General features: G+C 66.6%; 26 protein-coding genes. 5 read left to right on the top strand and 21 right to left on the bottom strand.

Going from position 1 to position 25,579, the window contains the following annotated elements; all coding sequences use genetic code 11:
* Positions 1 to 15: 15 nt before the first annotated feature.
* Positions 16 to 930 carry a folate-binding protein YgfZ gene (locus FQU96_RS27070; protein WP_146544485.1) on the top strand — a complete coding sequence of 305 codons (915 nt, stop codon included), beginning with the start codon at positions 16 to 18 and terminating at the stop codon, positions 928 to 930.
* A gap of 2 nt (positions 931 to 932) precedes the next feature.
* Here the strand turns inward: FQU96_RS27070 and FQU96_RS27075 are convergent, their stop codons facing one another.
* Positions 933 to 1,697 carry an adenylate/guanylate cyclase domain-containing protein gene (locus FQU96_RS27075; protein ID WP_146544486.1) on the bottom strand — a complete coding sequence of 255 codons (765 nt, stop codon included), beginning with the start codon at positions 1,695 to 1,697 and terminating at the stop codon, positions 933 to 935.
* A 69-nt stretch (positions 1,698 to 1,766) separates the two neighbouring features.
* Here FQU96_RS27075 and FQU96_RS27080 point away from each other — a divergent pair, with 69 nt between their 5' ends.
* The gene (locus FQU96_RS27080; protein WP_146544487.1) at positions 1,767 to 2,483 is read left to right on the top strand and encodes a DUF1028 domain-containing protein; all 717 of its coding nucleotides are present in this window, start codon (positions 1,767 to 1,769) and stop codon (positions 2,481 to 2,483) included.
* A gap of 250 nt (positions 2,484 to 2,733) precedes the next feature.
* The gene (locus FQU96_RS27085; RefSeq protein ID WP_146544488.1) at positions 2,734 to 3,450 is read left to right on the top strand and encodes a hypothetical protein; all 717 of its coding nucleotides are present in this window, start codon (positions 2,734 to 2,736) and stop codon (positions 3,448 to 3,450) included.
* A gap of 7 nt (positions 3,451 to 3,457) precedes the next feature.
* Here the strand turns inward: FQU96_RS27085 and FQU96_RS27090 are convergent, their stop codons facing one another.
* From FQU96_RS27090 to FQU96_RS27135, 10 genes are all read right to left on the bottom strand, one after another.
* Positions 3,458 to 3,883: an HIT family protein gene (locus FQU96_RS27090; protein ID WP_146544489.1), complete on the bottom strand. Its 426-nt coding sequence runs from the start codon at positions 3,881 to 3,883 to the stop codon at positions 3,458 to 3,460.
* A gap of 169 nt (positions 3,884 to 4,052) precedes the next feature.
* A complete protein-coding gene (locus FQU96_RS27095; protein WP_255468586.1) occupies positions 4,053 to 4,967 on the bottom strand; it encodes an ArgK/MeaB family GTPase in 915 nt (304 codons plus the stop codon).
* Between the two features lie 141 nt (positions 4,968 to 5,108).
* Positions 5,109 to 6,257 (bottom strand): amidohydrolase family protein, encoded by a 1,149-nt coding sequence (locus tag FQU96_RS27100; protein WP_146544490.1) that lies wholly within the window; start codon positions 6,255 to 6,257, stop codon positions 5,109 to 5,111.
* A gap of 190 nt (positions 6,258 to 6,447) precedes the next feature.
* Positions 6,448 to 9,123 carry a pyruvate, phosphate dikinase gene (gene ppdK / locus FQU96_RS27105; RefSeq protein WP_146544491.1) on the bottom strand — a complete coding sequence of 892 codons (2,676 nt, stop codon included), beginning with the start codon at positions 9,121 to 9,123 and terminating at the stop codon, positions 6,448 to 6,450.
* 28 nt (positions 9,124 to 9,151) lie between these two features.
* Positions 9,152 to 11,230 (bottom strand): glycine--tRNA ligase subunit beta, encoded by a 2,079-nt coding sequence (gene glyS, locus FQU96_RS27110; RefSeq protein WP_146544492.1) that lies wholly within the window; start codon positions 11,228 to 11,230, stop codon positions 9,152 to 9,154.
* 170 nt (positions 11,231 to 11,400) lie between these two features.
* Entirely contained in the window at positions 11,401 to 12,285 is an 885-nt protein-coding gene (locus tag FQU96_RS27115) for a glycine--tRNA ligase subunit alpha (protein WP_146544493.1), read from the bottom strand.
* Between the two features lie 354 nt (positions 12,286 to 12,639).
* Complete coding sequence (locus FQU96_RS27120) at positions 12,640 to 12,921, bottom strand: hypothetical protein (protein WP_146544494.1); 282 nt, start codon at positions 12,919 to 12,921, stop codon at positions 12,640 to 12,642.
* Positions 12,922 to 13,016: 95 nt separating this feature from the next.
* Positions 13,017 to 13,436: a thiol-disulfide oxidoreductase DCC family protein gene (locus FQU96_RS27125; protein ID WP_146544547.1), complete on the bottom strand. Its 420-nt coding sequence runs from the start codon at positions 13,434 to 13,436 to the stop codon at positions 13,017 to 13,019.
* A gap of 97 nt (positions 13,437 to 13,533) precedes the next feature.
* Positions 13,534 to 14,136, bottom strand: coding sequence for a hypothetical protein (locus FQU96_RS27130; protein WP_146544495.1), 603 nt, complete (start codon positions 14,134 to 14,136; stop codon positions 13,534 to 13,536).
* A gap of 95 nt (positions 14,137 to 14,231) precedes the next feature.
* On the bottom strand, positions 14,232 to 14,678 hold the full coding sequence (locus tag FQU96_RS27135) for a hypothetical protein (RefSeq protein ID WP_146544496.1): 447 nt from the start codon (positions 14,676 to 14,678) through the stop codon (positions 14,232 to 14,234).
* 230 nt (positions 14,679 to 14,908) lie between these two features.
* On the opposite strand from FQU96_RS27135, the gene FQU96_RS27140 reads away from it, so the two are divergent.
* Entirely contained in the window at positions 14,909 to 15,427 is a 519-nt protein-coding gene (locus FQU96_RS27140; protein ID WP_146544497.1) for a papain-like cysteine protease family protein, read from the top strand.
* Positions 15,428 to 15,489: 62 nt separating this feature from the next.
* Here FQU96_RS27140 and FQU96_RS27145 read toward each other — a convergent pair whose 3' ends face one another.
* On the bottom strand, positions 15,490 to 15,924 hold the full coding sequence (locus FQU96_RS27145; RefSeq protein WP_146544498.1) for an Lrp/AsnC family transcriptional regulator: 435 nt from the start codon (positions 15,922 to 15,924) through the stop codon (positions 15,490 to 15,492).
* Positions 15,925 to 16,053: 129 nt separating this feature from the next.
* Between FQU96_RS27145 and FQU96_RS27150 the strand changes: the two genes are divergently transcribed.
* A complete protein-coding gene (locus FQU96_RS27150; protein WP_255468587.1) occupies positions 16,054 to 16,998 on the top strand; it encodes a LysR substrate-binding domain-containing protein in 945 nt (314 codons plus the stop codon).
* On the opposite strand, the gene FQU96_RS27155 is transcribed toward FQU96_RS27150, so the two are convergent.
* The 9 genes from FQU96_RS27155 to FQU96_RS27195 all read right to left on the bottom strand — a co-directional run bounded on the left by FQU96_RS27155 (position 16,988) and on the right by FQU96_RS27195 (position 25,465).
* A complete protein-coding gene (locus FQU96_RS27155; protein WP_178130732.1) occupies positions 16,988 to 18,070 on the bottom strand; it encodes a branched-chain amino acid ABC transporter substrate-binding protein in 1,083 nt (360 codons plus the stop codon). The two genes, FQU96_RS27150 and FQU96_RS27155, sit on opposite strands and share 11 nt — an antisense overlap.
* Positions 18,071 to 18,144: 74 nt before the next feature.
* Positions 18,145 to 18,876, bottom strand: a complete 732-nt coding sequence (locus tag FQU96_RS27160) for an ABC transporter ATP-binding protein (protein ID WP_146544501.1) — start codon at positions 18,874 to 18,876, stop codon at positions 18,145 to 18,147.
* Positions 18,873 to 19,703, bottom strand: coding sequence for an ABC transporter ATP-binding protein (locus tag FQU96_RS27165; RefSeq protein ID WP_146544502.1), 831 nt, complete (start codon positions 19,701 to 19,703; stop codon positions 18,873 to 18,875). The genes FQU96_RS27160 and FQU96_RS27165 overlap by 4 nt, the downstream gene beginning before the upstream one ends.
* On the bottom strand, positions 19,700 to 21,034 hold the full coding sequence (livM, locus tag FQU96_RS27170) for a high-affinity branched-chain amino acid ABC transporter permease LivM (RefSeq protein ID WP_218574881.1): 1,335 nt from the start codon (positions 21,032 to 21,034) through the stop codon (positions 19,700 to 19,702). The genes FQU96_RS27165 and livM overlap by 4 nt, the downstream gene beginning before the upstream one ends.
* The gene (locus tag FQU96_RS27175; RefSeq protein WP_146544503.1) at positions 21,034 to 21,945 is read right to left on the bottom strand and encodes a branched-chain amino acid ABC transporter permease LivH; all 912 of its coding nucleotides are present in this window, start codon (positions 21,943 to 21,945) and stop codon (positions 21,034 to 21,036) included. Before FQU96_RS27175 ends, livM begins: the two co-directional genes overlap by 1 nt.
* A 38-nt stretch (positions 21,946 to 21,983) precedes the next feature.
* Positions 21,984 to 22,847, bottom strand: a complete 864-nt coding sequence (locus FQU96_RS27180; RefSeq protein WP_146544504.1) for a fumarylacetoacetate hydrolase family protein — start codon at positions 22,845 to 22,847, stop codon at positions 21,984 to 21,986.
* A 1-nt stretch (position 22,848) separates the two neighbouring features.
* The gene (locus FQU96_RS27185; protein WP_146544505.1) at positions 22,849 to 23,142 is read right to left on the bottom strand and encodes a DUF1330 domain-containing protein; all 294 of its coding nucleotides are present in this window, start codon (positions 23,140 to 23,142) and stop codon (positions 22,849 to 22,851) included.
* A 38-nt stretch (positions 23,143 to 23,180) separates the two neighbouring features.
* On the bottom strand, positions 23,181 to 24,149 hold the full coding sequence (locus tag FQU96_RS27190; protein ID WP_146544506.1) for a quinone oxidoreductase: 969 nt from the start codon (positions 24,147 to 24,149) through the stop codon (positions 23,181 to 23,183).
* 107 nt (positions 24,150 to 24,256) lie between these two features.
* On the bottom strand, positions 24,257 to 25,465 hold the full coding sequence (locus FQU96_RS27195; RefSeq protein ID WP_146544507.1) for a PLP-dependent aminotransferase family protein: 1,209 nt from the start codon (positions 25,463 to 25,465) through the stop codon (positions 24,257 to 24,259).
* Positions 25,466 to 25,579: the final 114 nt, after the last annotated feature.

The raw sequence follows: 25,579 nt of genomic DNA on the forward strand, positions 1-25,579 counted from the left end.
AAGGCACGAACAACCATGAGCGCGTTGAGGTTTTCCACTGTCGTCCACCGGGGTGCGCTGCGCGTCGCGGGCGAGGACCGGGTCGGCTTCCTGCAGGGGCTGATTTCCAACGATGTCACCCGTGTTTCGCCCACGCAGGCGATCTACGCGGCCCTGCTGACGCCGCAGGGCCGTTTCCAATGGGACATGTTCATCGTCGGTACGGGCGATGTGCTGCTGCTGGATGTCGAGCGCGACCGCGCCGCCGACCTGGCGAAGAAGCTGGGCATCTACAAGCTGCGCTCCAAGGTCGTACTGGAGAACCCGGGAGACAGCGTCGAGATCGTTGTCGCCTACGGGCCAGACGCTGCCGCGGCGCTGGGCCTGCCGCCGACCGCGGGTGCGGCCAAGGCGATCGATGACGCGATCGTCTATGTCGATCCCCGCCTGCCGGCGCTGGGCGTAAGGGTCGTGGCACCGGACGGCCATGCCGCGGCGCTGTTGGCGGCCCAAGGCTTCACGCCGGCACCGCTCGACGCCTACGAGGCCCTGCGCCTGTCGCTGGGCGTCCCTGACGGCAGCCGCGACCTGCCGGTCGACAAGGCCCTGTTGCTGGAAAACGGCTTCGACGAGCTCAACGGCGTCGACTGGAACAAGGGCTGCTATATGGGCCAGGAGCTGACGGCGCGTACCAAATACCGCGGGCTGGTCAGGAAACGGCTGTTGCCGGTCGCCGTCGAGGGACCGCTGCCGGCGGCCGGCACGCTGGTGATGCTGGATGACCAGGAGGCCGGCGAAATGCGCTCGGGTGTCGCCGGAAGGGCGCTGGCGCTGCTGCGGCTGGAGGCGGTCGACAAGGTCGCCGCCGGCGGTGGCACGCTGACGGCCGGTGACACGCGGCTGACGCCGCTCCTGCCGGAGTGGCTGAAGCGGCCGGAGCCGGCGGCCTAGGCCTAGCGCCGAAAGATGTGGATCGCTCGCAGGACGAAAAGAAAGAGAAGCCCCAGCGTCGGCCACTGAAACCACAGCCGGGCACTGTTGGACAGCAGGTTGATTCCTGCCAGCAGAGCGATGATGGCGCCCGTGCGCGCCGCATCGATATAGAGGCGGCGCCAGGGGTCGTCGCGGTGGGGTGCCGGGCGATCGCTACCCGGTTCCGCCGGCTCATGACGCTCGAAAGAGGGTGCGGCGCCCCCTTGCAGCAGCACGCGATAGGTCGGCACCTGGGCCGCGATGTTCTTCACCGATTGTGGTCCCAGGTAGTCGAAGCCCAGGGACAGCTTGTCTTTGACCTGGTCGAACACGGTGCCGGAGATCAGGATGCCGCCGGGATCCGCCATGCCCTGCAGGCGCGCCGCCACGTTCACCCCGTCGCCGTAGAGGTCACCGCCCTCCACCATCACGTCACCCAGGTTGATGCCGATGCGAAACCGCATCTGCCGTTCATCGGGCAACGTGGTGTTGCGTTCGGCAAGCTCGCGCTGGACCTGCACGGCGCATTCCACGGCCTGCACGACGCTGGCGAACTCGGCCAGAATGCTATCGCCGGCCGTGCTGACGATGCGCCCGCGATGGTTGGCGATCAGTCCCGTCATCGCCTCGCGATAGGTCTTCAGGGTCGCGAACGTCCCTGCCTCATCCGCGCTCATCATCCGGCTGTAGCCGGCGACGTCGGCGGATAGGATGGTGGTGAGCTTGCGTTCGATCGACGCGGCCATGGAGACCCTTGGTGAGCGTTTCCGTCGTGCGACTCAAGCGCTTTTTGCCATGAGGGAGGAGCAAAGAAAATGACCTGGTCCATCGTCGCCCATGATCCCGCCTCCGGTGCCTTCGGCATCTGTGTCGCCACCCGGGCCTTCGCCGTCGGCGCCCGGGTGCCGCATATCGCGAGCGGCGTCGGCGCCATCGCCACCCAGGCCAACACCAATGCGCTTTACGGCACGCGCGGCCTGCGCCTGCTGACGGCCGGTGTCCCTGCCGCCGATGTCGTGCGCCTGCTGACCGAAGCCGATGCCGGGCACGACCATCGTCAGCTTCATGTTAGGGACGCCCAAGGCCGCAGCGCCGCCCACACCGGCGCGCAGTGCGTGCCGTGGTGCGGCCACCGGATCGGTGACGGTTTTTCGGTGGCCGGCAACATGCTGGCCGGGCCGCAGGTGATCGAGGAGACGGCGAAGGCCTTCGCGGCGAACGCAGCACTGCCCTTCCCGCGCCGCCTGATCGCGGCACTGAGGGCCGGCGAGGCGGTCGGCGGCGACAAGCGCGGCAAGCAGTCGGCGGCGCTGAAGATCTACTCGACCGAGGAGTATCCCGACTTCGATTTCCGCGTCGATGATCATGTCGAGCCGCTGGCCGAGCTGGCCCGGCTCGAGCAGGTCAGCCGCGAGCGCTTCGCCTACGCGCGTCTGTTCAGCCCGCGTCATGACGATCCGGTTGGCCTGACGGACTTCGCCGAGATCACGCGCCGCGTCGATGCGCTGAAGGCGACCGACACGATGTCATGAAATTGCGATCCGACGCAGCTATGCAATCCACGAGAAAGTGGATCGACGTCGCGCGAACATATTGCACTGGAGACGACCGGCAGCGGTGGCTAGCATGCGAAGAACACTGATCATTTCGCATATTCAAGCATCAAGGATTTTACAGAGTCAGATATTCATCACATGACGCTCACGACGCGGACGCTGAAACCGGCTCGTGCATAGGGCGAGCAACCCGTCCGCTCAGCGACGACATTCATGGAGGGCTTTGATGGCGCAGCCGGGAACGCCGATGGATCGGCAATTCGCGCGTGTTGTTGGACTGGGCATCGACTGCCGTGTCCGCTACCAGATCTCACGCAGCCTGTATGATCGTCTGCCGCCGGAGAAGCGTACGGAACCGTTCGAAAAGGCTCTCTACGCCACGGCGCGCGCCACCACGCCGCACGGCACGTTTTTCTTCGACTGGCTGGTGTCCCCCGCCAAGGCGGTCGCCCGCTGCCTGAACGAGGATTTCAAGGGCGTCTTTCGCCGCGAGAATCTGGCGATCAACGCGGCCGGATCAGCCGTCGACAAGGAATATGGCATCGTCTTCCAGCACGCGTTCTCGCGTGTCGAGGGCAAGGTGACGGACGCCATCGTCGACCAGGAGTACGAGGCGCAGCAGGTGAAGTTCGCCTACCTCGCCAACAAGACGCTGGCCAACTTTTCAGAGCCCGAGCCCACGCTCTACGTCATCGCCGGTGCGACGCCGTCGGATCTCGGCGCGGTGCAGGAAGCCATCGCCAACAAGAAGCCGGCCCATCCCTTCCACGTGCTGGCCGTCCGGGGCGACCAGACGACCCGCGGCTTCGTGGAAACGACCGATACCCACTCCGTCTATGTCATGACGCAGCAGGTCAACAAACCTGCCAGCCATCGATGGCAGGGCGATGACGGCGAGTGGTCGGCGCTGCTGGGCCCGATCGCGATTGCGTCGCGCGACTGACGCGCCTTCACATGTTCTTCAGGACCCGCTCATAGACCGCCTTGATGGCGGCCATGTCGCCGGGCTTGGGATCCCAGTTGAGGTGCAGCCCGTCATCCTTCCAGCGCGGCAGGATGTGCATATGAAAGTGCAGCACGCTCTGTGCTGCGGCCGCGCCGTTTGCCTGCAGCAGATTGATGCCGTCGGGCGTCAGCGTCTTGTTCACGGCCGCCGCGACGCGCTTGGCGGTGGCCGCAACCGCGCCGATCGTCTCGGCCGGGATATCGTGCACCGTGGGCCAATGTCCCTTGGCGATGGCCAATGCATGGCCTTCGTTGGCCGGGTTGATGTCCATGAAGGCGATCGTCGTGTCGTCATCGTGCAGCTTGAAGCACGGAATCGTGCCGGCCACGATCTTGCAGAAAACGCAATCGGCATCGGTGGGATGAGACATGGTGCGCTCCTCTTGCGGGCTAGTACCTGGACTCACAATTGACTGATACAGGCTGTCATCCCGAGCGTAGCGAGGGATCTTTGGATGATGGCGTGCGATGCATCAAAAGATCCCTCGCTACGCTCGGGATGACAGCGGGTTGCGAATCACCTTTCAATGATCGTGAGTACTAGCGTGCGGCCAATCGCGTTGCCGCCTGGGCGATGCGCGCGAACGGCGAACTGCCGGGCGCCAGCGCGAGGTCGCCGGCGCGCCGCAGACCCTCGCGGCCGAAGCGTTCGCGGATCGCTTCCTCGACCCAGAGCTGCGCCTGCGCATGCCGCGTCGGCGCCAACCGCCCGCCGTCGGCCAGGTGCGCGCCATGCGCCGCGATCGCCTCGATCAGCGCGTCGATGCCGGCGCGCTGCTGTGAAGACACTGCCAGCACGCGCGGCGTCCAGCCATCGCCACCGGTCTCGCCCAGGCTGAGCGCGCCGGCGACGTCGGCACGGGCGCGCTCGGCCATGGTCCCGAGATCGGCCTTGGTCACGGCCACGATGTGCGGAATTTCCACGATGCCGGCCTTCATGAACTGCAGCGAATCGCCCGAACCGGGCTGCACGCAGAACAACACGGTGTCGGCGACACCGGCAACATCGGTCTCCGACTGGCCGACGCCGACCGTCTCGATCACGACCAGATCGTAGAGCGCGCGCATGATCACCATGGCGCCCAGGGTCAGTTCGGCCAGGCCGCCCAACCGGTCGCGCGCCGCCATCGAGCGCACGAAGATGCCCTCGTCGGCCGGATCGGTGACCAGGCGCGCGCGATCGCCCAGCAGCGCGCCACCGGTGCGCCGCGACGAGGGATCGATGGCAATCACGCCGACGCTGCGCCCCGCTGCGCGCCACGCCTGGATCAGCGCCGACAGCAGCGTCGACTTGCCGACTCCGGGCGGGCCGGTGATCCCGACCACCTGGGCCCGCGGTGCGGCATAGGCGGCATCGAGCTGCCGGCGCACGTCATCGGCGTCGGGCTGGCGTTCCAGCCGCGCCAATGCCATCGCCAGCGCCGTCTTGCCGCCGGATCGCAGCGGCTCGAGCAAATCATGTCGTTCCGTTCGCACGGCGCCAATTAAGCACAGCCGTACGGAGATCGCACGTCATCCCGAGCACAGCGAGGGATCTCCTGGAAAGGAGTCTCACGCGCAGAAGATCCCTCGCTGCGCTCGGGACGACAGTCGTGATCAGTTCAAGCCGTACAGCCGCTGCACGTTTTCCCGGGTGATCTTGCGGCGCACGGCAGGGGAGAAGTTGGCCAGGTTCTCATCGAGGATCCGCCGCGACTCGGGCCACAGGCAGTCCGGGTGCGGATAGTCGGCGCCCCAGATGATGGTGTCCTCGCCGATCAGCGGCACGATGGGTTCGAGATACTGGTCCTGTTGGTAGGTCACGAATCCCTGGCGGCGGAAATAGTCGCTGGGCTTCATCTTGAAGCCCAGGCTCTTCGCGCGGTCCTCGTACTCGGTGTCCAGCCGGTCGAATACATAGGGCAGCCACGTCACGCCCGACTCGCCCAGCACGAACTTGAAGTCGGGGAAGCGCTCGCAGGCACCCGAGGCCAGGATCGAGACCAGCACCTCCATGGTGTCGAGCTGGAACAGCGCCGAGCGCACCAGCCGGTACTCGGTGAAGTATTCCTTCTCCATCTGCGGATTGTCCGGCGCGCGCAGCGCCTTGAAGCCGGTGGAGTGGAACGAGATCGGAAAACGGCATTCGGCCGATGCCTGCCACAGCGCGTCCCAGTCGCGGTGCCACAGCGGTGGCGTCATGCGCTTGAAGGCAAGGTCGCCGCCCTTCAGGCCGAGCTTGGCGCAGCGGCGCACCTCGGCGGCGGCCGCCTTGGGATCATGATTGGGAATGATCGCCAGCGGAAAGACACGGTTGGGATCGGCGCGCTTGGCGAAGTCGGCGACCCAGTCGTTGTAGATGCCGTCGCACCAGCCGCGCAGGTTGGGATCGTTGATCATCTCGTTGATCATCAGGCAGCCGTAGACGATCTCGGCGTCGAGCCCGTCGCGGTCGAGGTCGGCGATGCGCAGCTCGGGCGTGGTCGGCCGCGGCCTGGCGCCCCGCCGGTAGTCCCATTCGAAACCGTGGGCACGCATTTCGTCGACGTGCTTGAACGATCCCTGCTGGTATTTCAGAAAGCCCGGCCCGACGCCGTTCCACATGCCCTTGTCCTGGGCCTCGACGAACCAGTGCAGGCCGTCATCGAGTTCCTCGGTGCGCGGCGCCAGCAGCTTCCACTTGGCGGGCGCGGCAGCCGACCACAGGTCCGGCGGGCAATAGGTGAGATCGATGTGGTTGTCGCCGGAGATCAAGTGATGGGCCATCGTGCGTTCCTTCCTCTCGTTCCCTGGCAACAAGGCTAGGGCCGACGCGAGGTCGCGGCAACGCGCGGCGCGGGGGCCACGCATTCGATGGCGTCATGCCTCATACGCTGGGAGCGCGGGCGTCCCGCCCGCAAGGCGAAAGTCTCGCTTTCGCCAGACCTGAGCGGGCCAGAGGCCCGCAGTCCCAGGATCAGTCGGTCTTCAGCGCCACGCCGAGCGCGGCCTGGGCGGCGGCAAGGCGGGCGATGGGAACGCGGAAGGGCGAGCAGCTCACGTAGTCGAGCCCGACCTGGTGGCAGAAGAACACCGAGGCCGGATCGCCGCCGTGCTCGCCGCAGATGCCGAGCTTCAGGTCGTTGCGCGTGCGCCGGCCGCGATCGTGCGCGATCTTGATCAGCTCGCCGACGCCCTCGATGTCGAGGGTCGCGAACGGATCATGCTCGAAGATGCCGCGGCGCTGGTAGCGCTCGAGGAACGAGGCCGAGTCGTCGCGCGACAGGCCGAACGTGGTCTGCGTCAGGTCGTTGGTGCCGAAGCTGAAGAACTCGGCGCTCTCGGCGATCTCGCCGGCGCGCAGCGCAGCGCGCGGCAACTCGATCATGGTGCCGACCTTGTAGTCGAGCGTCACGCCGTTGAGCTTGCCGACCTCGTTGGCGACCTGGTCGATCACCTCCTTCATCAGGTCGAGCTCTTTCTTGGTCGCGACCAGCGGGATCATGATCTCGGCGTCGACGGTCTTGCCGTGCTTCTTGTGCACCGCGACCGCGGCCTCGAAGATGGCCCTCGCCTGCATCTCGTAGATCTCGGGGTACGAGATGCCCAGCCGCACGCCGCGATGGCCCAGCATGGGATTGAACTCGTGCAGCTTGGCGGCGCGCGCCTCGATTTCCTTCTGGGCGACACCCAGTTCCTTGGCGACCTGCGCCATGTCGGCGTCGGTCTTGGGCAGGAACTCGTGCAGCGGCGGATCGAGCAGACGGATGGTGACCGGCAGGCCGGCCATGATCTCGAACAGCTCGATGAAGTCCTGGCGCTGCATCGGCTCGATGATCGCCAGCGCCGCGCGGCGGCCCTTCTCGTCGTCGCTCAGGATCATCTGGCGCACCGCCACGATGCGGTCGCCCTCGAAGAACATGTGCTCGGTGCGGCAGAGCCCGATGCCCTCGGCGCCGAACTTGCGCGCCGTGGCGGCATCGGCCGGCGTCTCGGCATTGGTGCGCACCTTGAGCGTGCGCATGCCATCGGCCCAATCCATCAGCTCGGCGAAGTCGCCCGAGAGTGCGGGCTGGATCGTAGGCACCACGCCCAGCATCACCTCGCCGGTCGAGCCGTCGAGCGTGATCGCCTCGCCCGCCTTCACCGTGGTGCCGCGCACCGTGAGCGTGCCGGCCTTGCCGTCGATGCGCACGTCGCCGGCGCCGGCGACGCAGGGCTTGCCCATGCCGCGCGCCACCACCGCGGCATGGCTGGTCATGCCGCCCGTCGAGGTGAGAATGCCCTGGGCGGCGTGCATGCCGTGGATGTCCTCGGGGCTGGTCTCGCGCCGCACCAGGATCACCTTCTCGCCCTCGCGCGCCATCCTCTCGGCGACATCGGCGGTGAACACCACCTTGCCGAAGGCGGCGCCGGGCGATGCCGGCAGGCCCTTGGCCAGCACCTTACGTTCGGCCTTGGGATCGAGCGTCGGGTGCAGCAGCTGATCGAGCGATGCCGGCGCGATGCGCGTCACCGCTTCCTTGCGATCGATCAGCCCCTCGCGCACCATGTCGACGGCGATCTTCAGCGCCGCCTTGGCCGTACGCTTGCCGTTGCGCGTCTGCAGCATGTAGAGCTTGCCCGACTGCACGGTGAACTCGATATCCTGCATGTCGTGGTAGTGCCGCTCCAGCCGGTCGCGGATTTCGGCCAGCTGCCGGTAGACCTCCGGCATCACCTCTTCCATCGCCGGCTTGTCGGACTTCTGCGCCTCCTTGCCCTGCACCGTGAGCTGCTGCGGCGTGCGGATGCCGGCGACCACGTCCTCGCCCTGGGCATTCACGAGATATTCGCCGTAGAACAGGTTCTCGCCGGTCGACGGATTGCGCGTGAAGGCAACGCCGGTGGCGCAGTCGTCGCCCATGTTGCCGAACACCATGGCCTGCACATTGACCGCGGTGCCCCAGCTCTCGGGAATGTCGTGCAGCCGGCGATAGGTGATGGCGCGCTGGTTCATCCACGAGCCGAACACGGCGCCGACGGCGCCCCACAGCTGCTCCTGGGGATCCTGCGGGAAGGGCTTGCCCAGCTCGCGCTCGATCACCTTCTTGTACTGCTTGATGACGTCCTTCCAGTCGGCCGCCTTCAGTTCGGTGTCGAGCTGGATGTCGAGATCGAGCTTCTTCTGCTCCAGCACTTCCTCGAAATTGTGGTGATCGACCTCGAGCACCACGTTGCAATACATCTGGATGAAGCGCCGATAGGAATCATAGGCGAAGCGCTCGTCGCCCGAGGACCGCGCCAGGCCCAGCACCGTCGTATCGTTGAGGCCGAGATTGAGCACGGTATCCATCATGCCCGGCATCGAGGCGCGCGCACCGGAGCGCACCGAGACCAGCAGCGGGTTCTCCGCATCGCCGAATTTACGGCCGACGATCTTCTCGATCTGGGCCAGCGCCGCGCCCATCTGCGCCTTGAGCTCCTTGGGGTAGGCGCGGTTGTTGGCGTAGTAGTAGGTGCAGAGCTCGGTGGTCACCGTGAAGCCGGGTGGCACCGGCAGCCCGATGCTCGACATCTCCGCCAGGTTGGCGCCCTTGCCGCCCAGCAGGTCGCGCATGTCGGCCTTGCCGTCCGCCGTGCCGTTGCCGAAGCCGTAGACCCATTTCGTCATCGATCGTCTCTCACGATTGTCGCGTTCCCTATCCCTCGATCTTCGAGAAATCGGCGACGCGGTCGATTGTCACGCGAATGCGATTCAAGAGCTTGAGGCGGTTCAGCCGCAGAGCCGGATCGTCGGCGTTGACCGTCACCCGGTCGAAGAAAACGTCGATCGGTGCTCGAAGTTCCGCCAGTGCCGTCATGGCGCCCGTGAAGTCCTCACGCGCCAATGACGGTTTTGCTTTGGCGTCGACGTCCGTCAACGCCGCCGCCATGGCCTTTTCCTCCGCCGCCTGCAGTATTTGCGCATCGATGTCGCCGGCGATCTTGGCGCCGAGACCTTTTTCTTTCTTCTCCTCCGCGCGCACGATGTTGGCGGCGCGGTTGTAGGCAACGAGGAGATTCCTGCCGTCCTCGGTGCCGACGAACGCTTGCAGTGCTGTCACGCGCGCCAGCAGGCGCACGAGGTCGTCCTCGCCGCCCAGGGCGAACACCGCATCGACCAGATCGTGCCGCACGCCCTGCTCGCGCACCTGAACCTTGAGGCGATCGGCGAAGAAGCCCAGCAGGTCGCCACCCTTCGCGCCGAGCGAGGCCAGAAGCTGCGACAACGGCAAGCGAACCTGGTTCTCGACGATCAGCTGGATCGCACCCAGGGCCGCGCGCCGCAGTCCGAAGGGATCGCGCGATCCCGTGGGTTTCTCGTCGATGGACCAGAAGGACACGAGGAGATCGAGCTTGTCGGCCAGCGCCACGGCCACGGCCATCGGTGCCGTGGGGCACGTGTCGTTCGGACCCTGCGGGGCGTAGTGTGCGCCGATGGCGTCGGCAACCTGAGACGGCAGGCCTTCGTGGCGCGCGTAGTAGCGGCCCATCGTGCCCTGCAGTTCGGGGAACTCGCCCACCATGCCGCTCACGAGATCGGCCTTGCACAGACGCGCTGCCTGTTCGACCTGCATCAGGTCGACGTCCCTGAAGAAGCCGCTCTTCTCCTGCGCCACGACTTCTTTCGCCAATGCAACGATTCGCTCGACGCGTTCGTACTGGGTGCCCAGTTTGGCGTGGAAGACGATGTCCTTCAGTGCCGGCAGCCGGTCGGCCAGCGTCACCTTGCGATCCTGGTCCCAGAAGAACCGGGCATCGGCCAAGCGGGCGCGCAGCACGCGCTCGTTGCCGGCGATGATCTCGGTGCCGCCGTCGCTGGTGATCATGTTGGCCACGACCACGAAGCGGTTGGCGAGCACCCCGTCCTCCTTGCGCGTGGCAAAGTAGCGTTGGTGCGTACGCATCGAGGTGGTCAGCACCTCGGGCGGCAGGTCCATGAACGCATCGTCGATGGTGCCCATCAACGGCACCGGCCATTCGACCAGCCCGGCGACCTCGTCGATCAGCGCCTCGTCGTGATGCACGGCGATGCCGCTCTGGATGCAGAGCGTCTCGACCTTGGCGCGGATCACCGCGGCGCGCTCGACCGGATCGAGGATGACGCGCGCGGCGCGCAGCTGGCGGATATAGCCGCCAACCTCCTCGACGGTGATCTCGCCCGCCGACAGGAACCGATGGCCGCGCGTGCGGTTGCCGAAGCGGATCGGCGGCATGCCGCCACCCAGCTCGAGCTGGCCGCGCAGCGGCTTGCCGTCGAACACCGCCAGGATCGAGTGCAGCGGCCGCACCCAGGCGAACGTGCCGCTGCCCCACTTCATCGACTTGGGCCACGACATCGCCGTGATGGCGTCGATCAGGATCTGCGGCAGCACATCCTCGGTCGGGCCGCCCTTCTTGCGCGTGACGGCGAACCAGAACTCACCCTTGTCGGTCGTCCGCTTCTCGGCCTGGTCGAGCGACGCGAGCCCGGCGCCCTTCAGGAAGCCCTGGATGGCGTTGTCGGGTGCGCCCACACGCGGACCGCGCTTCTCTTCCTCGACGTCGGCACGCACCCGCGGCAGGCCGTCGACGACAACCGCCACCCGGCGCGGCCCGGCGAAGCCGCGCGTGCCGGCGAAGCCCAGGCCGGCGGCCGTCAGCCGGTCGGTGATCAGCCGCTGCATGTCCTGCGCCGCGCGCGTCTGCATGCGGGCCGGGATTTCCTCCGACAGGAGTTCGAACAGGAGCTTGGCCACGGGTCAGGCTCCCTTCCAATCAACCTCCCCCCTTGCGGGGGAGGTCGGCGGCGCGCAGCGCCGACGGGTGGGGGGTCGACAGACGCGGTGCTGCGTGTGGAGGGCCCCCTCCCCGACCCTCCCCCACAAGGGGGGAGGGGGGAGAAGACGGCGGCTCGACTGGATCGCCCTCACGACTGGCCCTCCAGCCATGCCTCGCAGCAGGCCTTGGCCAGCGTGCGCACGCGCCCGATGTAGGCCTGCCGCTCGGTGACGCTGATCACGCCGCGGGCATCGAGCAGATTGAAGGTGTGGCTGGCCTTGATGCACTGGTCGTAGGCCGGCAGCGCCAGCTTGCGGTCGCCGGCGCCCAGCAGCGCCGTGCACTCCTTCTCCGCGTCGGCGAAGTGGCGGAACAGGATGTCGGTGTCGGCGCGCTCGAAATTGTAGGTCGACTGCTCGCGCTCGTTGCGCAGGAACACCTCGCCGTAGGTTACCGGCACGGCGGAGTCGGGCCGGTTGAACGGCAGGTCATAGACGCTCTTCTTGTCGAACAGGTACATCGCCAGCCGCTCGAGCCCGTACGTGATCTCGCCCGAGACCAACTCGACCTCGATGCCGCCGACCTGCTGGAAATAGGTGAACTGGGTCACCTCCATGCCATCGCACCAGACCTCCCAGCCCAGGCCCCAGGCGCCCAGGGTCGGGCTTTCCCAGTCATCCTCGACCAGCCGCAGGTCGTGCTGGTCGGGATCGATGCCGATGGCGCGCAGCGAGCCGAAATAGGCATCCAGGATGTCACCGGGCGACGGCTTCAGGATGACCTGGAACTGATAGTAGTGCTGCAGTCGGTTGGGGTTCTCGCCGTAGCGCCCGTCCTTGGGCCGCCGCGAAGGCTGCACGTAGCAGGCGCGCCACGGCTTGGGGCCCAGCGCCCGCAGGGTGGTGGCCACGTGAAAGGTGCCGGCGCCCATTTCCATGTCGTAGGGCTGCAGCACGACACAGCCCTGGTCAGCCCAATAGTGCTGCAATGTCAGGATCAGCTCCTGGAAGCAGGTCGGCTTCGGGATGTCCATCAGACTCGGCACAGTGTTGATTCCCCACAACTTTCCGCCAAAACTAGGGCGGCTTGGGTGCGGCGCACCATATGGGCCGGTCCGGATGGGGTCAAGGCAACCGGGTGATGGCTGGCAGCGTCCCCATCCGCCGGACGAAATATTCTGTGGACTGCAAAAGGAAGCCAACCCAGCCGCCGCAGCATGGCGACATGGCGGTCCGAACAAAACGCGCCGTCAAAACGCCTGACAATAATGACAACAAATCGGCCCACGGCTTCCCATCGGCCCAAAATTCAGGTGCCGCCGGCCCGTTTGCTACCAGCCTGCATCGCGCTCTCAAATAGAGAACAATAACACCGGTGAACGCGTGGTCTAGCCGCGGGGGCAGGTCGGCCGCTCGCAGCGGCGGGCATTCACGGCGACGAAGTCGCCGCACACGGGACAGGCCCGCATGTCGTCGACCGGCTTGGGCGGCGGCGGCGGATCGTTGCGCGGCGCCGGCGCCGGGTTGCGTGGCCGCTCGAGCTGGCCGCTCTGCAGACGCTGCCACCAGCGATAGCCAAACCAGGCGGCGGCGATGACGATCGCCAGGACCAGGATCTTGCCGAAGAAACCCATGATGGGGTTGTCGCGTCGTGCGGCGGCCCTCGTCAAGCGCGGCGATCACCAGCGCGCTCCATATGGGAGCACGGACCCGACAGTCAGCCGCTGCCGGCATCGGCCTCCGATTCATGCCGGCTGAAGGCGTTTCAGGGAGGATCCAGAAAGCGCTGCCGGACATCGGGTGGCGGCATCAGGCAGGCGTCCTTCTGCCCGAACCACCTGTAGCGGTTGCGCGCGACCAGCGAATAGAGCACGTCGCGCAGCGGCCGCGGCACGATCCAGAACACCAGGCCCAGCCGCCACGGAAACGGCAGGCGCGCCAGCACACGCAGCGCCGCCGTGGATTTCGTGTAGCAGCGGCCGCCCTCAACCAGGGTGACGTTTTCCAGATCGCCGTCGGGCAGGCCGAAGCGCTTCTTCAGGGCGCCGCCCACTTTCCCTTGCGCGAACGCGAACCGGTAGACGCCGCGCCTGTCGTTGCGCAGCACGATGCCGACGCCGAACGCACAGATATTGCAAACGCCATCGAAGATCAGGATGGGACCACCGTCGGTCACATCGGCCATCGTCACGGCAAGGCTCCCGGTCAAGCCACCCATGCCCTTTACGGCAAAGGCCGCGCCGGCAAAACGAGGCTCACCGTCGCAGCCTTCTTCTGCGGGATCAGCTGCGCCTGACGTTGGGCAGCCACAGACCGGTGATCATGCCGCTGCGGCCGAGGGACACATGGGAGGTGTACGGGCCCGGGAACACCGGTTCGCGCTGCGTGAGAAAGCCCCTTTCGGTGCGCAGGCTGTTGCGCGGCGCGGGAGCGTGCAGCAGGCCCTGGCGCGGCCCGCCTTCGGTCCGGACCAACGGGGGGCGCACGAGACTCTGGCGCGACCACGGATGCGGGCCCGGCTCGATCGCGCCCCGCTCGCGCATTTGCACGAGAACCGGATCGATCCTGTCGACGATGTGCTGCGCCACATCGAACGGTCCGGCATAGATCGTGATGAACTTGCCCGCCGACGCGCCGTGATCCTCGACATTGAAGTTGGTGTATTGCCCGGGCAGCACCACCTTGTGATGCGCCTCGAGATCGCGCAGCTGCGGCAGGATCTCGCGTGCCAGCGGAGCGTGCGTCGGCTCCGACACCGAGATGTGCAGCTTGTAGCCATCGATCGCGGTGGTCTGCAGCCGCGTTTCGGCAAACCACGGGAAGTTGAATTGATATTGATCGTGTGGCTGTCCGTAAAAACTGTCTTCCAGTGGCGGTCTGCCCATCGCCCGCTCCCTGTCCTGGTCAGAGATCAGACAGGGGATCGTGCGCGTACCGCCGTCAGCGCGATATTCCCATTTGGGAACGGATCGCCGGCCCGTCAGCCGCGCTTGAGGTTGTCCAGCCAGAGCCAGGTGATCATGCCGCTGCTGCCGACCGCGGCTTCCTGCTGCGCATGACCGGTCTGGCGGTTGAGCGGGACGGGGCCCGGCTGCAGGCCGCGCTGGCGGAGGCCGGCCAGGACGGGATCAATCACGTCGATGATCCGCCGGGTCGGCCCATCGGGACCGGCGTAGACCGTGATGAACTTGCCGGCCTGCTGGCCCATGTTGAAGTTGGCATACATCTGCGGCAGCACCACCTTGTGGTGGGTATGCAGAATGCGCAGCGTCGGCAGGATCACGCGCGCCAGCGGATCATGGTGCTGCGTCGACACCGTGATGTGCAGCTTGTAGCCGCTCTGATGCCCGGTCTTCACCAGCGTTTCGGCGAACGGCAGAAAGACCTCGTACTCGTTGTCCGGCTGCCCATAGAGAAGAGTGGTCATCGGCGGCCTCGCCATAAGCGTCTCCCCACGCATATGATATGAGTGAGCATATGCTCATATACAGATCAGCGCCAGAGAAATTGCGCAATACCGCGCCCATCGGCGGGGTCAACCTGTGACGAATCCGCCATTTGACCCTCCGCGTGAAGCAGTGAAGGAATCGTAACCGGCTCGGTCCATGATGGGACAGGCCCCCATCCCCCATCGAAAACGTTCCTTGGTGATTTGCAATGCCTGACATTGTCCTGAACGTGCCTCTTGTCGGACAGAAGACCGGGCTCGACGGCCGGCCCTTGATGCAGCCCGATCCATCCGGACGCATGGCCCAGCACGGCTGGATGGCATGCTGGTACGCGTCGGCCTGCATGGTGTCGTACTTCTATCGACCGGGGCCGCGGCTGGGCCTGCCGACGGTGTGGCAAGCCGATGCCGGCCTGACGCTGCAAGCCGTGAACAGTCTCGCCATGGCGGAAGGCCTCAAGACGATCGCGAAGCCTGCCGCCGGTCTCACGTGCGATACCATCGCCGACCTGTTACGGCGCCATGGCCCCATCTGGGCCGCGGGCACCTACCTGGATGGACATCCGATGGCCGGTCACGCCATCGTGCTGACCGGCGTGCAGACGCCCTTCGTGCTCTACAACGATCCCTGGGAGCCGAAAGCCAAGAAGCGCCCGGCGCAGTGGATCAACAGCCACCTGCTGAACATCCCCAACGCGCTGCTGGTCAAAGACCAGACACGGTCCTGATCACCGACGTGCGACGTCGACGTGCGACGCCGGTCCGGCGCCGCGCCGGGCCGGAACGCGCGTCAGAGCGGCGGCGGCCGTCGCTTGATCGGCTGCGCCTTCACGATGGCGGTGTTGGTTTCGGCCTTGTCGGCGATGCGCTCCAGGATCTGATCCAGCTGCGCGATGGAGCGCAGATGCAGGCGACCGATGAAGCAGTCCTCGCCGGTGACCTTGTCGCATTCGGAAAACGCCGGCGTCTCCTCGATCAGCCGCTGAACCACATGCACCTGCCCCGGCAGCGGCTTCACGCGAACGATCGCCTGCAGCGTGTAGCCCAGGGCCTGCGGATCGATATCGACCGTGAACGATCGGATCACGCCGCGCTCCTGCAACCGCCGCAGGCGCTCGGACGTGCTGGGCGCCGACAGATCCACGTGCTGCGCCAGTTCCTTCACGGAAATCCGCGCGTCCTCGGCGAGGACGGCGATGATGCGCTTGTCCAGGTCATCCATCATTTCATCTATCCAAGGCACCGAAGCGCTCTCACCTAATACAAAAAGGAGAATACGGCAAAATACCTTCGTTCATCAATATAAACGCCAGGGATGGCCCACTATGCTGCGGCAAAGACTCGAGGAGCCCCCATGCCGCGCAATCTCGATACCGATCTTCTGCGGGCCTTCATTGCCGTTGCCGATACAGGCGGCTTTACGCGGGCTGCCGGAGTCCTGAACTGCACGCAGTCGGCCGTCAGCATGCAGATCAAGCGGCTCGAAGGCATCATCCGATCGGAACTGGTCATTCGCTCCAACAAAGGCCTGCGGCTCACGACTATCGGGGAAGGCGTCCTGGATTACGCCCGACGCATCGTCTTGCTGAACGACCAGATCGTGGAGACGGTCCTCGATCGGCGTACCAACGGTGTGGTGCGCATCGGGTTGATGGAGGACTACGCGACGGCGGTCATCCCGCCGCTGGTCAAGCGCTTCCTCGCTGCCTATCCCAACATCTACGTCGAGGTGCACACCGGTCTCAGCGCCCACATGCGCAACCAGATCGGCAAGCAGTACGACCTCGTCCTGGCGATGGAAGCGGCCGGCGGCGGCAGCGGCGAGTTGCTGCGCACGGAACGGCCGGTGTGGGCGCGAGCCCCCACCATGCCGGCGGATCATGACACCGTTCCCGTCGCGCTCTATCCACGCGACTGCGTCTTCCGCGACCTGATGATCGAATCGCTGGAAGCCGCCGGGCGCGCATGGCGGATCGCCTATCACAGCCCTTCGATCAGCGCCGTCCAGGCGGCCGTCAAGGAAGGCATCGCGCTGGGCGTCTTCAAGGCCAGCACCCTGCCCGCGCCGCTGCGGCGCCTGTCGCCATCCGATGGATTCGGCGAGATGCCGTGCGTCGATATCGTGCTGCACCGCGCATTGCGGCTGAAGCGCTCCAACCCAGCCAGCCTGTTCGCCGATTTCCTGGTCGGCGCGATGAACCCGACGGCGGCGGTCGGCAGCATGCCGCGACACGGGCACGACGGCGTCTTTCTCTTCTCCCCGCAGGAGCCGGGCAAAGGTGAACGGCCTATTCCGTAATCGCTTTGTACCGGCCGTTGCTCCAGGCGAACATCACGAACTGGGCGTCCTTCACGTCTCCCTTGTGGTCGAACGCGATCGGACCGGCGACCGTGTCGACCGGCCTGCCGTCGCGCAGCGCCTTGGTCATGGCATCGGTCTTCAACGACCCGGCGCGAGCGATGGCGGCGACGATGACTTCCAGCGCCGCGTAGCTGTAGAGCGTATAGCCGCCGGGATTGGCACCGCGCGCCTTCAGGCGCTCGACCGCTGCCGCGGCCGTCGGCGACGCCTGCGGATCGGCCGCGAACGTCATCAGCGTGCCCTCCCCGGACGCACCGGCAACTTCCCAGAACGCGGGATTGAGCGCGCCGTCGCCGGCGACCAGCGTCGCCTTGAGGCCCTGGTCCTTGGCCTGCCGCACGATCAGGCCGGCCTCCGTGTACAAGCCGCCATAGTAAATGACATCGACGCGTGCCCCCTTCAGCGCCGTGATCAGCGCCGAGAAATCCTTCTCGCCGACCGTGACGGAGTCATAGGCGACTTCCGTGATGCCCTGCCCGTTGAGCGCCTTCCTGGTCTCGTCGGCGATGCCTTTACCGAAGGCGGTCTTGTCATGGACGATTGCGATGCGCTTGCCGGCGAAGCGCCTCGCGATATAGCGGCCGGCGAACGTGCCCTGGGCATCATCGCGACCGATGGTGCGAAAGACAGTGGTCCATCCCTTCGCCGCCGCGCGGTCCGTCAGCGCCGGATTGGTGGCGGCCGGGCTGACCATCACGAGATTGGCCTCGGCATAGACAGCCGACGCCGGGATCGACACACCGGAATTCATATGACCGAGGACAGCAGCCACCTTGCGCCCGACCAGGCGGCCGGCGACCGCCACACCCTGCTTGGGGTCGGACGCATCGTCGGCGAATTCGAGCCGGATGCGGCGGCCCAGCACACCGCCCCTGGCGTTGATGTCCTGGGCAGCGACCTCGACGCCGTGGCGCATCTCCTCGCCCTGGGCCGCGTTGGGCCCGGAAAACGGCCCAGCGACGCCGACCACGATATCGTCGGCCGCCCACGCCGGACCTGGTCCACCCATGACGAGCAGCGCGCCGCTGCCCACGAACCACGATCGTCTGCTGATCAGCATGGTTTACCTCCCTGGTCTTGCTGTCATGCCGCCTGCACGCCGCCCTCGAGGTACGCTGCGCGCACCTCGGGGTTGGCCAGCAGTTCCGTGCCGGTGCCGCTCACAACGATACGGCCGGTGCGAAGCACGTAGCCGCGATGCGCCAGGCGCAGCGCTTGGTGCGCGTTCTGTTCGACCAGCAGGACGGCCAGTCCCTCCTGCCGGTTGATGTCGCCGATGGCGGCGAAGATCTGCCTGATGACGAGCGGCGCGAGCCCCAGCGACGGCTCGTCCAGAAGCAGCAATTTCGGCCGGCTCATCAGCGCCCGCGCGATGGCCAGCATCTGCTGCTCGCCGCCCGACATCGTCCCGGCGCTCTGCGCCCGCCGCTCCGCCAGGCGCGGAAAGAGCGCGAACATGCGCTCGGCATCGCGGTTGAATCCCGCCGGGTCGGCGACGACCGCGCCCAGCCTGAGGTTCTCCAGCACCGTCATGCGGGGAAAGATCCGGCGGCCCTCGGGCGCCACGGCGATGCCCCGGCGCACGATCGCGTGCGTCGGCAACGCCGTGATGTCCTCACCGGCAAACGTCATGCTGCCCGAGCGCGGCGCCGGCCGGCCGCAGACCGCCATCAGCAAGGTCGACTTGCCGGCGCCGTTGGCGCCGATCAACGTCACGATCTCGCCGGCATGAACATCCAGGCTGACGCTTCGCAGCGCCTCGACCCGGCCGTAGGCGGCGCAGACCTGCCGCAGGGATAGAAGGGGCACGCTCATGCCGCGCGCCCCCGCCCGCAGGGGTCCTCGGCTTGGTCGTCCTCGCCCAGGTAAGCCTTGATGACGCGGGCGTCGTTCCTGATGGCCTGTGGCGTTCCTTCCGCGATCTTCACGCCGTGATCGAGGACGACGATGTGATGGGAGACGTGCATCACCACGCTCATGTCATGCTCGATCAGCAGAACGCCGAGATCGTGGTTTTCACGGATGGTGTTCAGCAGGTCGTTGAGCTCCGCCGACTCGCGCGGGTTGAGCCCGGCGGCCGGCTCGTCCAGGCACAGCAGACGCGGGCGGGTGCACATGGCCCGCGCAATCTCCAGCCGGCGTTGTGCGCCATAGGGCAGACTGCCGGCAGGGGTATCGGCCTGATCGAGCAAACCGACCCGATCGAGCCAGTCCCGCGCCGTATCCAGCGCCCGCGCGCGGGCAGCGCGGTAGCGTGAGAGGTTGAGCAGGCCGGCCAGCAGGGAGGCCGCCCGCGTGATCTCCGCATGCTGGGCGACGAACAGGTTCTCCAGCACCGTCATCGCCGGGAAAAGCCGGATGTTCTGAAACGTGCGCGCGACCTTGGCCTCACCCGCGATCCGATGGCGGCTCAATCCGTTCAATTGAACGCGGCCGCCGGCGCCGTTCAGGCAGATCGAGCCGCCGCTGGGGCGGCAGAAACCGGTCAGGCAGTTGAAGACGGTGGTCTTGCCGGCGCCATTGGGCCCGATGATGGCCGTGATCTCGCCCCGGCACGCCTCGAAGGACAGGTCATCGACGGCGATCAGGCCGCCGAAGCGCATGGCGAGGTTGCGAACCTCGAGAAGGGCCGCGCCGCTCATTGCCGCGCCGTCCCCGCGATCACCGCGCCGTTGTCAAAGCGAACCGACGGCGCGCGGATTGAGACCAGGCCGCGCGGACGCCACAACATGATCGCCACCATGGCGGCGCCGAACAGCACCATGCGGTAGTCGGCGAATTCACGGCCGATCTCCGGCAGGCCGACCAGAACGAGGGCGGCGAGGACGACACCAATCTGGCTCCCCATGCCGCCCAGCACCACGATGGCCAGCACCATGGCGCTTTCCTGGAAGGTGAAACTCTCGGGACTGATGAAGCCCTGCTTGGCGGCGAAGAAGCAGCCGGCAAGTCCGCCGAACAAGGCGCCTGCCGCGAAGGCCGAAAGCTTGGCGCGAGTCGGGTTGATGCCCAGGGCGGCGCACGCGATCTCGTCCTCGCGCAGCGCCTCCCACGCCTGCCCCAGCGGCAGCTTGCGGACCCGCCATGTGAAGGCGCAAATCAGCAGCGCCAGGGCCAGGATGATGAGATACAGGAACGCGCCACGCTGCTCGGGTGCGTAGGCGACGCCGAAGAACTGCGCGAATGTCGCTTCACCGACGGGCGCCGTCGGCGCAAACGACAGCCCGAACAACGTCGGGCGCGGCAGATCGCCGATGCCGTTGGGGCCGCCGGTGACGCTCTGCCAATTGAGCAGCACCAGGCGAATGATCTCGCCGAATCCCAGCGTGACGATCGCGAGATAGTCGCCGCGCAAACGCAACACCGGAAAACCCAGCGCGACGCCCAGCGTCGCGGCAACCAGACCGGCCAGCGGCAGGCACAGCCAAAAACCGAGACCGGCATGCGTCGCCAGCAGCGCGAAGGTGTAGGCGCCGGCGGCATAGAACGCGACGTATCCGAGGTCGAGCAGGCCGGCCAAGCCGACGACGATGTTCAGGCCCCAGCCCAGCATGACGTAGATCAGCACCGTCGTTGCCAGGTCCAGGACGTAGCGGTCCGAGAACGGCAGCAGCGGTAGTGCCGCGGCGAACACCAGCCCTACGATACCGGCAATGGACGTCAACGGCGCGCCGCTGATGGTGATGGCGGCCGTCGGCGCGGCACTCGCCGGCTTGACCCTCTGGGCGAGGGCATCGGCGATCAGGCTCAGGGCGAGCCGGCCGAGGGCGACCACGATGACGGCAGCCGCCCACACGCCGAACCGGGTGTAGAGCGTCGTGCCCGATGCCGTCGCGACGATCTCCACGCCCACCAGCGGCAGGCCCATCACCGCCGTCACGACAGCCGCGATTGCCGCATCGCGCAGCCGGCGCCGCATGATCGGGCTCGGGGTTGAACCGACGGTGTCGATCCGCAGGGAGTCGGCCACCATCAGACCTTCTCCATCTCGGGTCGGCCCAGCAGCCCCGCCGGACGTACGATCAGAACGAGGATGAGGATCGCGAAAACCGCGACGTCCTTGTATTCGACGCCGACATAGCCGGACCAGAAGGCTTCGATGAGGCCGATCAGCAACCCGCCCAGGATGGCGCCCGGCAGTGAACCGATGCCACCCAGCACCGCGGCGCTGAAGGCTTTCACGCCGGCGACGAAGCCGATCATGAAATCGATGGTGCCGTAGTAGAGCAGCACCATGGTGCCGGCGACCGCCGCCAGTCCGGCGCCCATCACGAAGGTCACGGCGATCGTGCGATCGACGTCGATGCCGACCAGCGCTGCCATGGTCATGTCCTGCTCGCAGGCGCGCTGCGCCCGCCCCAGCGGGGTTGACGCGAGCATCCACGTCAGGCCGACAACGAGGAGCACCGTCACCCCGACGACGACAAGCTGCAGGTAGCTGACGGTGATCGGAAACGCCGCCGATCCGATGTCGAGTCCACCATGGACCAGCGGCGGCATCGACTTGACGCGCGCGCCCTGCAGCAGCGCGACACCGTTCTGGAGGAAGATCGAGACACCGATCGCGCTGATCAGCGGGGCAAGCTTGAAGGAACCGCGCAACGGCCGATAGGCAATCCGTTCGACCGCCCAGCCGTAGACCGCTGTCACGATCACGGCGGCCAGGAGCACCACCACGATGGCGAGCGGCACCGACGTGACTCCGGCCATCGCCAGCGCGACGAAGCCGACCAGCGCGATGAACGCGCCGACCATGTAGACTTCGCCGTGGGCGAAGTTGATCATGCCCACGATGCCGTAGACCATCGTGTAGCCGACCGCGATCAGGCCATAGATGCCGCCGATCGCGACACCGTTGACAACCTGCTGCACGAAAGCGGACACCCGCTCCTCCCGTTCCTTGGTTGGTCGTTGGCGGCTGATCAACCCTCCGCCGCGACAGGGTTGCTGAGGACGCCGATACCTTCGATTTCGACATCGCAGGTATCGCCAGCCTTCATCCACAGCGGCGGCGTGCGCGCCATCCCGACGCCGGACGGCGTACCCAGTGCAATGATGTCGCCCGGCTCGAGGGTCATCAGCAACGACAGCACCTCGACCGCTTCCTTGACGCCAAAAACGTGCTGCGCGGTATTCGATTGTTGAACGGTCTCGCCGTTCAATCGCGTGGCAATCGCGAGCGCATCGGGATCGCGCGGCAGTTCATCGAGCGTCACGATCGCGGGACCCAGGCCGCCGGTGCGATCGAAGTTCTTGCCCGCCGTCCACTGCGATGTCCGGAACTGCAGGTCGCGCAGCGAGGCGTCGTTGAAACACGTCACGCCGAACACGTGGGCGTGGGCATCGGCCGCCTTGACATGATGGGCGTGCTTGCCGATCACGACAGCAAGCTCGGCCTCATAGTCGAGCTGAGGGCTCAGGCGCGGCACCAGCAACGGCTGGCGATGCCCCGTCAGGGAGGTCGGCCCCCGCATGAACACCACCGGATAGTCCGGAATCGCGAGGCCGACCTCGGCGGCATGATCCTTGTAGTTGAGGCCCAGGCACAGCACCTTGCCGGGCCGCGGCACGACCGGCAGATACGCAACCTTCGCTGCCGGCAGGACGGCCGCCGCGGTGACGTGGGCCAAAGCCGCCGTCGTACGCGCAACCACGTCCGGCGTGGCGATGAATGCTGCCATGTCGGTCGGCACGTCACCGAGCAACGCCGTCACGCTGACAAGGTCGGCGCCGCGCGGCGTCACGATATGCTGTTCGCCCTCGACGAGCACGGAGAGAAACTGCATCTCAGGCGACGCCTTCCACGACGACCAGGTTCGCGCGCGCACACGTCTTGCGCAGCGCGAGCAGGTCCCTGTATTCGGGCGACGTGTACCAGGCGTTGGCCGCCTGCTTGTCGGGGAAGCGGATCACGACGAGGCGCGACAGCGGATCATCGCCCTCCAGCTTTTCATGGGCACCGCCGCGCACGATGTACTCGCCGCCGTACTGACGTATCGTGTCCGGTGCCTTCAACCGATAGGCCTCGAAGGCGTCGGGGTTGACGACGTCGACCTGCACGAGGACATAGGCTGCGGGCATGGATGATCCTTTCGTGTGAGCGTTGACGAACGTCGGCTCTAGAGCGCGACGACCAGGGAACCGGTGGTCCGGCGCTGCTCCAGCTCGCGATGGGCGGCCGGCAGCTCGTGAAAGCCATAGGTCTTGAGCGCGACCTGCACGTCGCCCCGCTGGAGGCGCTGCAGAACGTCTTCCGCCAGAACGCCGCGCTCGGCCCGGGTTGCCGTGTAGGCCGTGAGCGTCGGACGCGTGACGTGCAGCGCCTTGGGCGCCAGCCGCGCGATCGAAAAGGTGGACACTGGGCCGGACGCCGCGCCGAAACTCACCAGCGTGCCCCGGATCGCCAGCGCTGCCAGCGACGTCTCGAAGGTGTCCTGTCCGACGCCGTCAAGGACAGCGCTGGCACCCCTGCCGTCGGTGAGTTCCATCACCCGCGCCACGACATCGTCGACCTGCCGGTCGATGACGTGCGCGTAGCCGTTGTGAAGGGCCTGCTGCTTCTTGTGTGCGTCGCCGACCACGCCGATCGCCATGGCGCCGATGGCGCGCAGCCATTGGCCGACGAACAGTCCGACGCCGCCGGCCGCCGCGTGAACAAGGACGTGCTCGCCTGGCGCAACGCGCAGAACGCGAGTCACCAGCATGGCGGCCGTCATGCCCTTGAGGAGCGCCGCAGCAGCGACCGGAAACGTGATGCCATCCGGCAGTTTCACGAGATGCGCGGCGTCGATGACCCGCATGTCGGCATAGGCCCCGTTGGGACCGCTGGCGTAGGCGACGCGATCGCCCACCCTGACGTCGGCGACGGCGTTTCCGATTCGCGCGACCACTCCAGCCGCCTCGCCGCCCAGGCGACCCGCGGGATTCGCGTACACGCCGGAGCGGAAATAGACATCCATGAAATTGATGCCGATCGCCTCATGCCGCACCAGGACATCGGTCGGCCCCAGGTCCGGTAGCGTCTCTTCGACCAGACTGAGGTGCTCGGGGCCGCCGCTCGACGGACAGGTCCATATCCTTGCCCGCATGTGCTCACCGCCCGCTGTTCGTCGGCACCGTGATGGCGCACGGCTGGAAAGAGAAATTCCGTTGTGTCATCCGGCGCATCACGGTTCGACATCGCGCCGACGGGTCATCACGCGTGCGTGGCAGCGCCCTTCGTTCCGGACCGGGCATCGTCGACGACGGCCGCCAGCCGACGCACGCCCTCCGTGATCCGCTCGAGGCTGACCGACGAGTAGCTGAGCCGCAGGGCATTCGAATAGGCGCCCTCGTGCGAGAACGCTGCGCCCGGCACATAGGTCACGCCCGCCTGCGCGGCGCGCGGCAGCAGCGCCGTCGTGTCGACATGTGGCGGCACGGTCAGCCAGACAAAAAAGCCGCCCGACGGTTTGGACCACTGCACATCGGCGCCGAAGTGGGTCGACAGGGCCGCGAGCATGGTGTCGCGCCTTTGGCGGTATACGTCGCGCAGCATGGGGACGTGCTGCTGCATGATGAAACCCATCATGCTGGCGACGCACACCTGCACCAGGGTGCCGGCCTGGAAGTCTTCCGACTGCTTCAGCAGCGTCAGCTGATCGATCACCGTCGCGGGCGCCACGATCCAGCCGACGCGCAGGCCCGGACAGATGGATTTCGAGAACGTGCTGACATAGATCGTGCGCGCCGACTCGATGGTGTGTTCGCGCAACTCGAGCGCCAGCATTGTCGGCACGGGCGCACCGTCATACCGCATCGTCTCGTAGCAATCGTCCTCTACCAGGACGGCGTCGGTGGTCCGGGCGAGATCGATCAGCGCCTGCCGCTCGTCCAGGCTCAAGGACGTGCCTGTCGGATTATGGAATTCGGCGGCGGCATAGATCATGGCGACATCGACCGCCGGATCCTCCTGCAGCTGCTCGATGGACATGATGTCGGCGCCATGGGCCTTGAAGATACCCAGCGCGCCGGGATAGGTCGGGGTCTGAACCGCCACGCGCGCCGACGGCACCACAAGAAGCTCGGTCAGCAGGTCCAGCGCCTGCTGCGCGCCGCTGGTCACCAGGATGTTGCGAGGCGAACACGGCATGCCTTTGGCGCACATGTAGTCGCTGATCCGTTCCCGAAGCTGCGGGTCCCCGGCGTTGACGGTGTACTGCAGCGCGCGCGCCGCCGCGTCGGGATCGTCGAGTGTCTGCGACACGATCTCGCTCAGCTTGGCGGCCGGAAAGAGCGTGGCGTTGGGCTCGCCCGGACCCAGATTGATCGTATCGGCCGCGCGCGGCATCGCCGCCAACCCGAATATCGCCGAGGGCGCGATGCGCGTTGCATAGGGAGAGAAGCGCGACTGCCACGTTTTCATCGGTTACCCCACCAGCGAGCGACACCAGGCTCCTGCGATCGGCATGGCATCCTGCGGGCTCCGTGACGATCGGAGCCGTTTGCGACGGGCGAAAATCTGAGCGGCGTCGGCGCG

Origin of the sequence: Reyranella sp. CPCC 100927, from assembly GCF_007859315.1 — a bacterium.
Taxonomy (GTDB): domain Bacteria; phylum Pseudomonadota; class Alphaproteobacteria; order Reyranellales; family Reyranellaceae; genus Vineibacter.

What these genes read in the sequence shown, in the direction of transcription:
- FQU96_RS27070 (WP_146544485.1), top strand. Translation starts at nt 16, where the DNA reads ATGAGCGCGTTGAGGTTTTCCACTGTCGTCCACCGGGGTGCGCTGCGC.
- FQU96_RS27075 (WP_146544486.1), bottom strand. Translation starts at nt 1,697, where the DNA reads ATGGCCGCGTCGATCGAACGCAAGCTCACCACCATCCTATCCGCCGAC.
- FQU96_RS27080 (WP_146544487.1), top strand. Translation starts at nt 1,767, where the DNA reads ATGACCTGGTCCATCGTCGCCCATGATCCCGCCTCCGGTGCCTTCGGC.
- FQU96_RS27085 (WP_146544488.1), top strand. Translation starts at nt 2,734, where the DNA reads ATGGCGCAGCCGGGAACGCCGATGGATCGGCAATTCGCGCGTGTTGTT.
- FQU96_RS27090 (WP_146544489.1), bottom strand. Translation starts at nt 3,883, where the DNA reads ATGTCTCATCCCACCGATGCCGATTGCGTTTTCTGCAAGATCGTGGCC.
- FQU96_RS27100 (WP_146544490.1), bottom strand. Translation starts at nt 6,257, where the DNA reads ATGGCCCATCACTTGATCTCCGGCGACAACCACATCGATCTCACCTAT.
- ppdK (WP_146544491.1), bottom strand. Translation starts at nt 9,123, where the DNA reads ATGACGAAATGGGTCTACGGCTTCGGCAACGGCACGGCGGACGGCAAG.
- FQU96_RS27115 (WP_146544493.1), bottom strand. Translation starts at nt 12,285, where the DNA reads ATGGACATCCCGAAGCCGACCTGCTTCCAGGAGCTGATCCTGACATTG.
- FQU96_RS27125 (WP_146544547.1), bottom strand. Translation starts at nt 13,436, where the DNA reads ATGGCCGATGTGACCGACGGTGGTCCCATCCTGATCTTCGATGGCGTT.
- FQU96_RS27130 (WP_146544495.1), bottom strand. Translation starts at nt 14,136, where the DNA reads ATGGGCAGACCGCCACTGGAAGACAGTTTTTACGGACAGCCACACGAT.
- FQU96_RS27135 (WP_146544496.1), bottom strand. Translation starts at nt 14,678, where the DNA reads ATGACCACTCTTCTCTATGGGCAGCCGGACAACGAGTACGAGGTCTTT.
- FQU96_RS27140 (WP_146544497.1), top strand. Translation starts at nt 14,909, where the DNA reads ATGCCTGACATTGTCCTGAACGTGCCTCTTGTCGGACAGAAGACCGGG.
- FQU96_RS27145 (WP_146544498.1), bottom strand. Translation starts at nt 15,924, where the DNA reads ATGATGGATGACCTGGACAAGCGCATCATCGCCGTCCTCGCCGAGGAC.
- FQU96_RS27150 (WP_255468587.1), top strand. Translation starts at nt 16,054, where the DNA reads ATGCCGCGCAATCTCGATACCGATCTTCTGCGGGCCTTCATTGCCGTT.
- FQU96_RS27155 (WP_178130732.1), bottom strand. Translation starts at nt 18,070, where the DNA reads ATGGGTGGACCAGGTCCGGCGTGGGCGGCCGACGATATCGTGGTCGGC.
- FQU96_RS27160 (WP_146544501.1), bottom strand. Translation starts at nt 18,876, where the DNA reads ATGAGCGTGCCCCTTCTATCCCTGCGGCAGGTCTGCGCCGCCTACGGC.
- FQU96_RS27165 (WP_146544502.1), bottom strand. Translation starts at nt 19,703, where the DNA reads ATGAGCGGCGCGGCCCTTCTCGAGGTTCGCAACCTCGCCATGCGCTTC.
- livM (WP_218574881.1), bottom strand. Translation starts at nt 21,034, where the DNA reads ATGGTGGCCGACTCCCTGCGGATCGACACCGTCGGTTCAACCCCGAGC.
- FQU96_RS27180 (WP_146544504.1), bottom strand. Translation starts at nt 22,847, where the DNA reads ATGCAGTTTCTCTCCGTGCTCGTCGAGGGCGAACAGCATATCGTGACG.
- FQU96_RS27185 (WP_146544505.1), bottom strand. Translation starts at nt 23,142, where the DNA reads ATGCCCGCAGCCTATGTCCTCGTGCAGGTCGACGTCGTCAACCCCGAC.
- FQU96_RS27190 (WP_146544506.1), bottom strand. Translation starts at nt 24,149, where the DNA reads ATGCGGGCAAGGATATGGACCTGTCCGTCGAGCGGCGGCCCCGAGCAC.
- FQU96_RS27195 (WP_146544507.1), bottom strand. Translation starts at nt 25,465, where the DNA reads ATGAAAACGTGGCAGTCGCGCTTCTCTCCCTATGCAACGCGCATCGCG.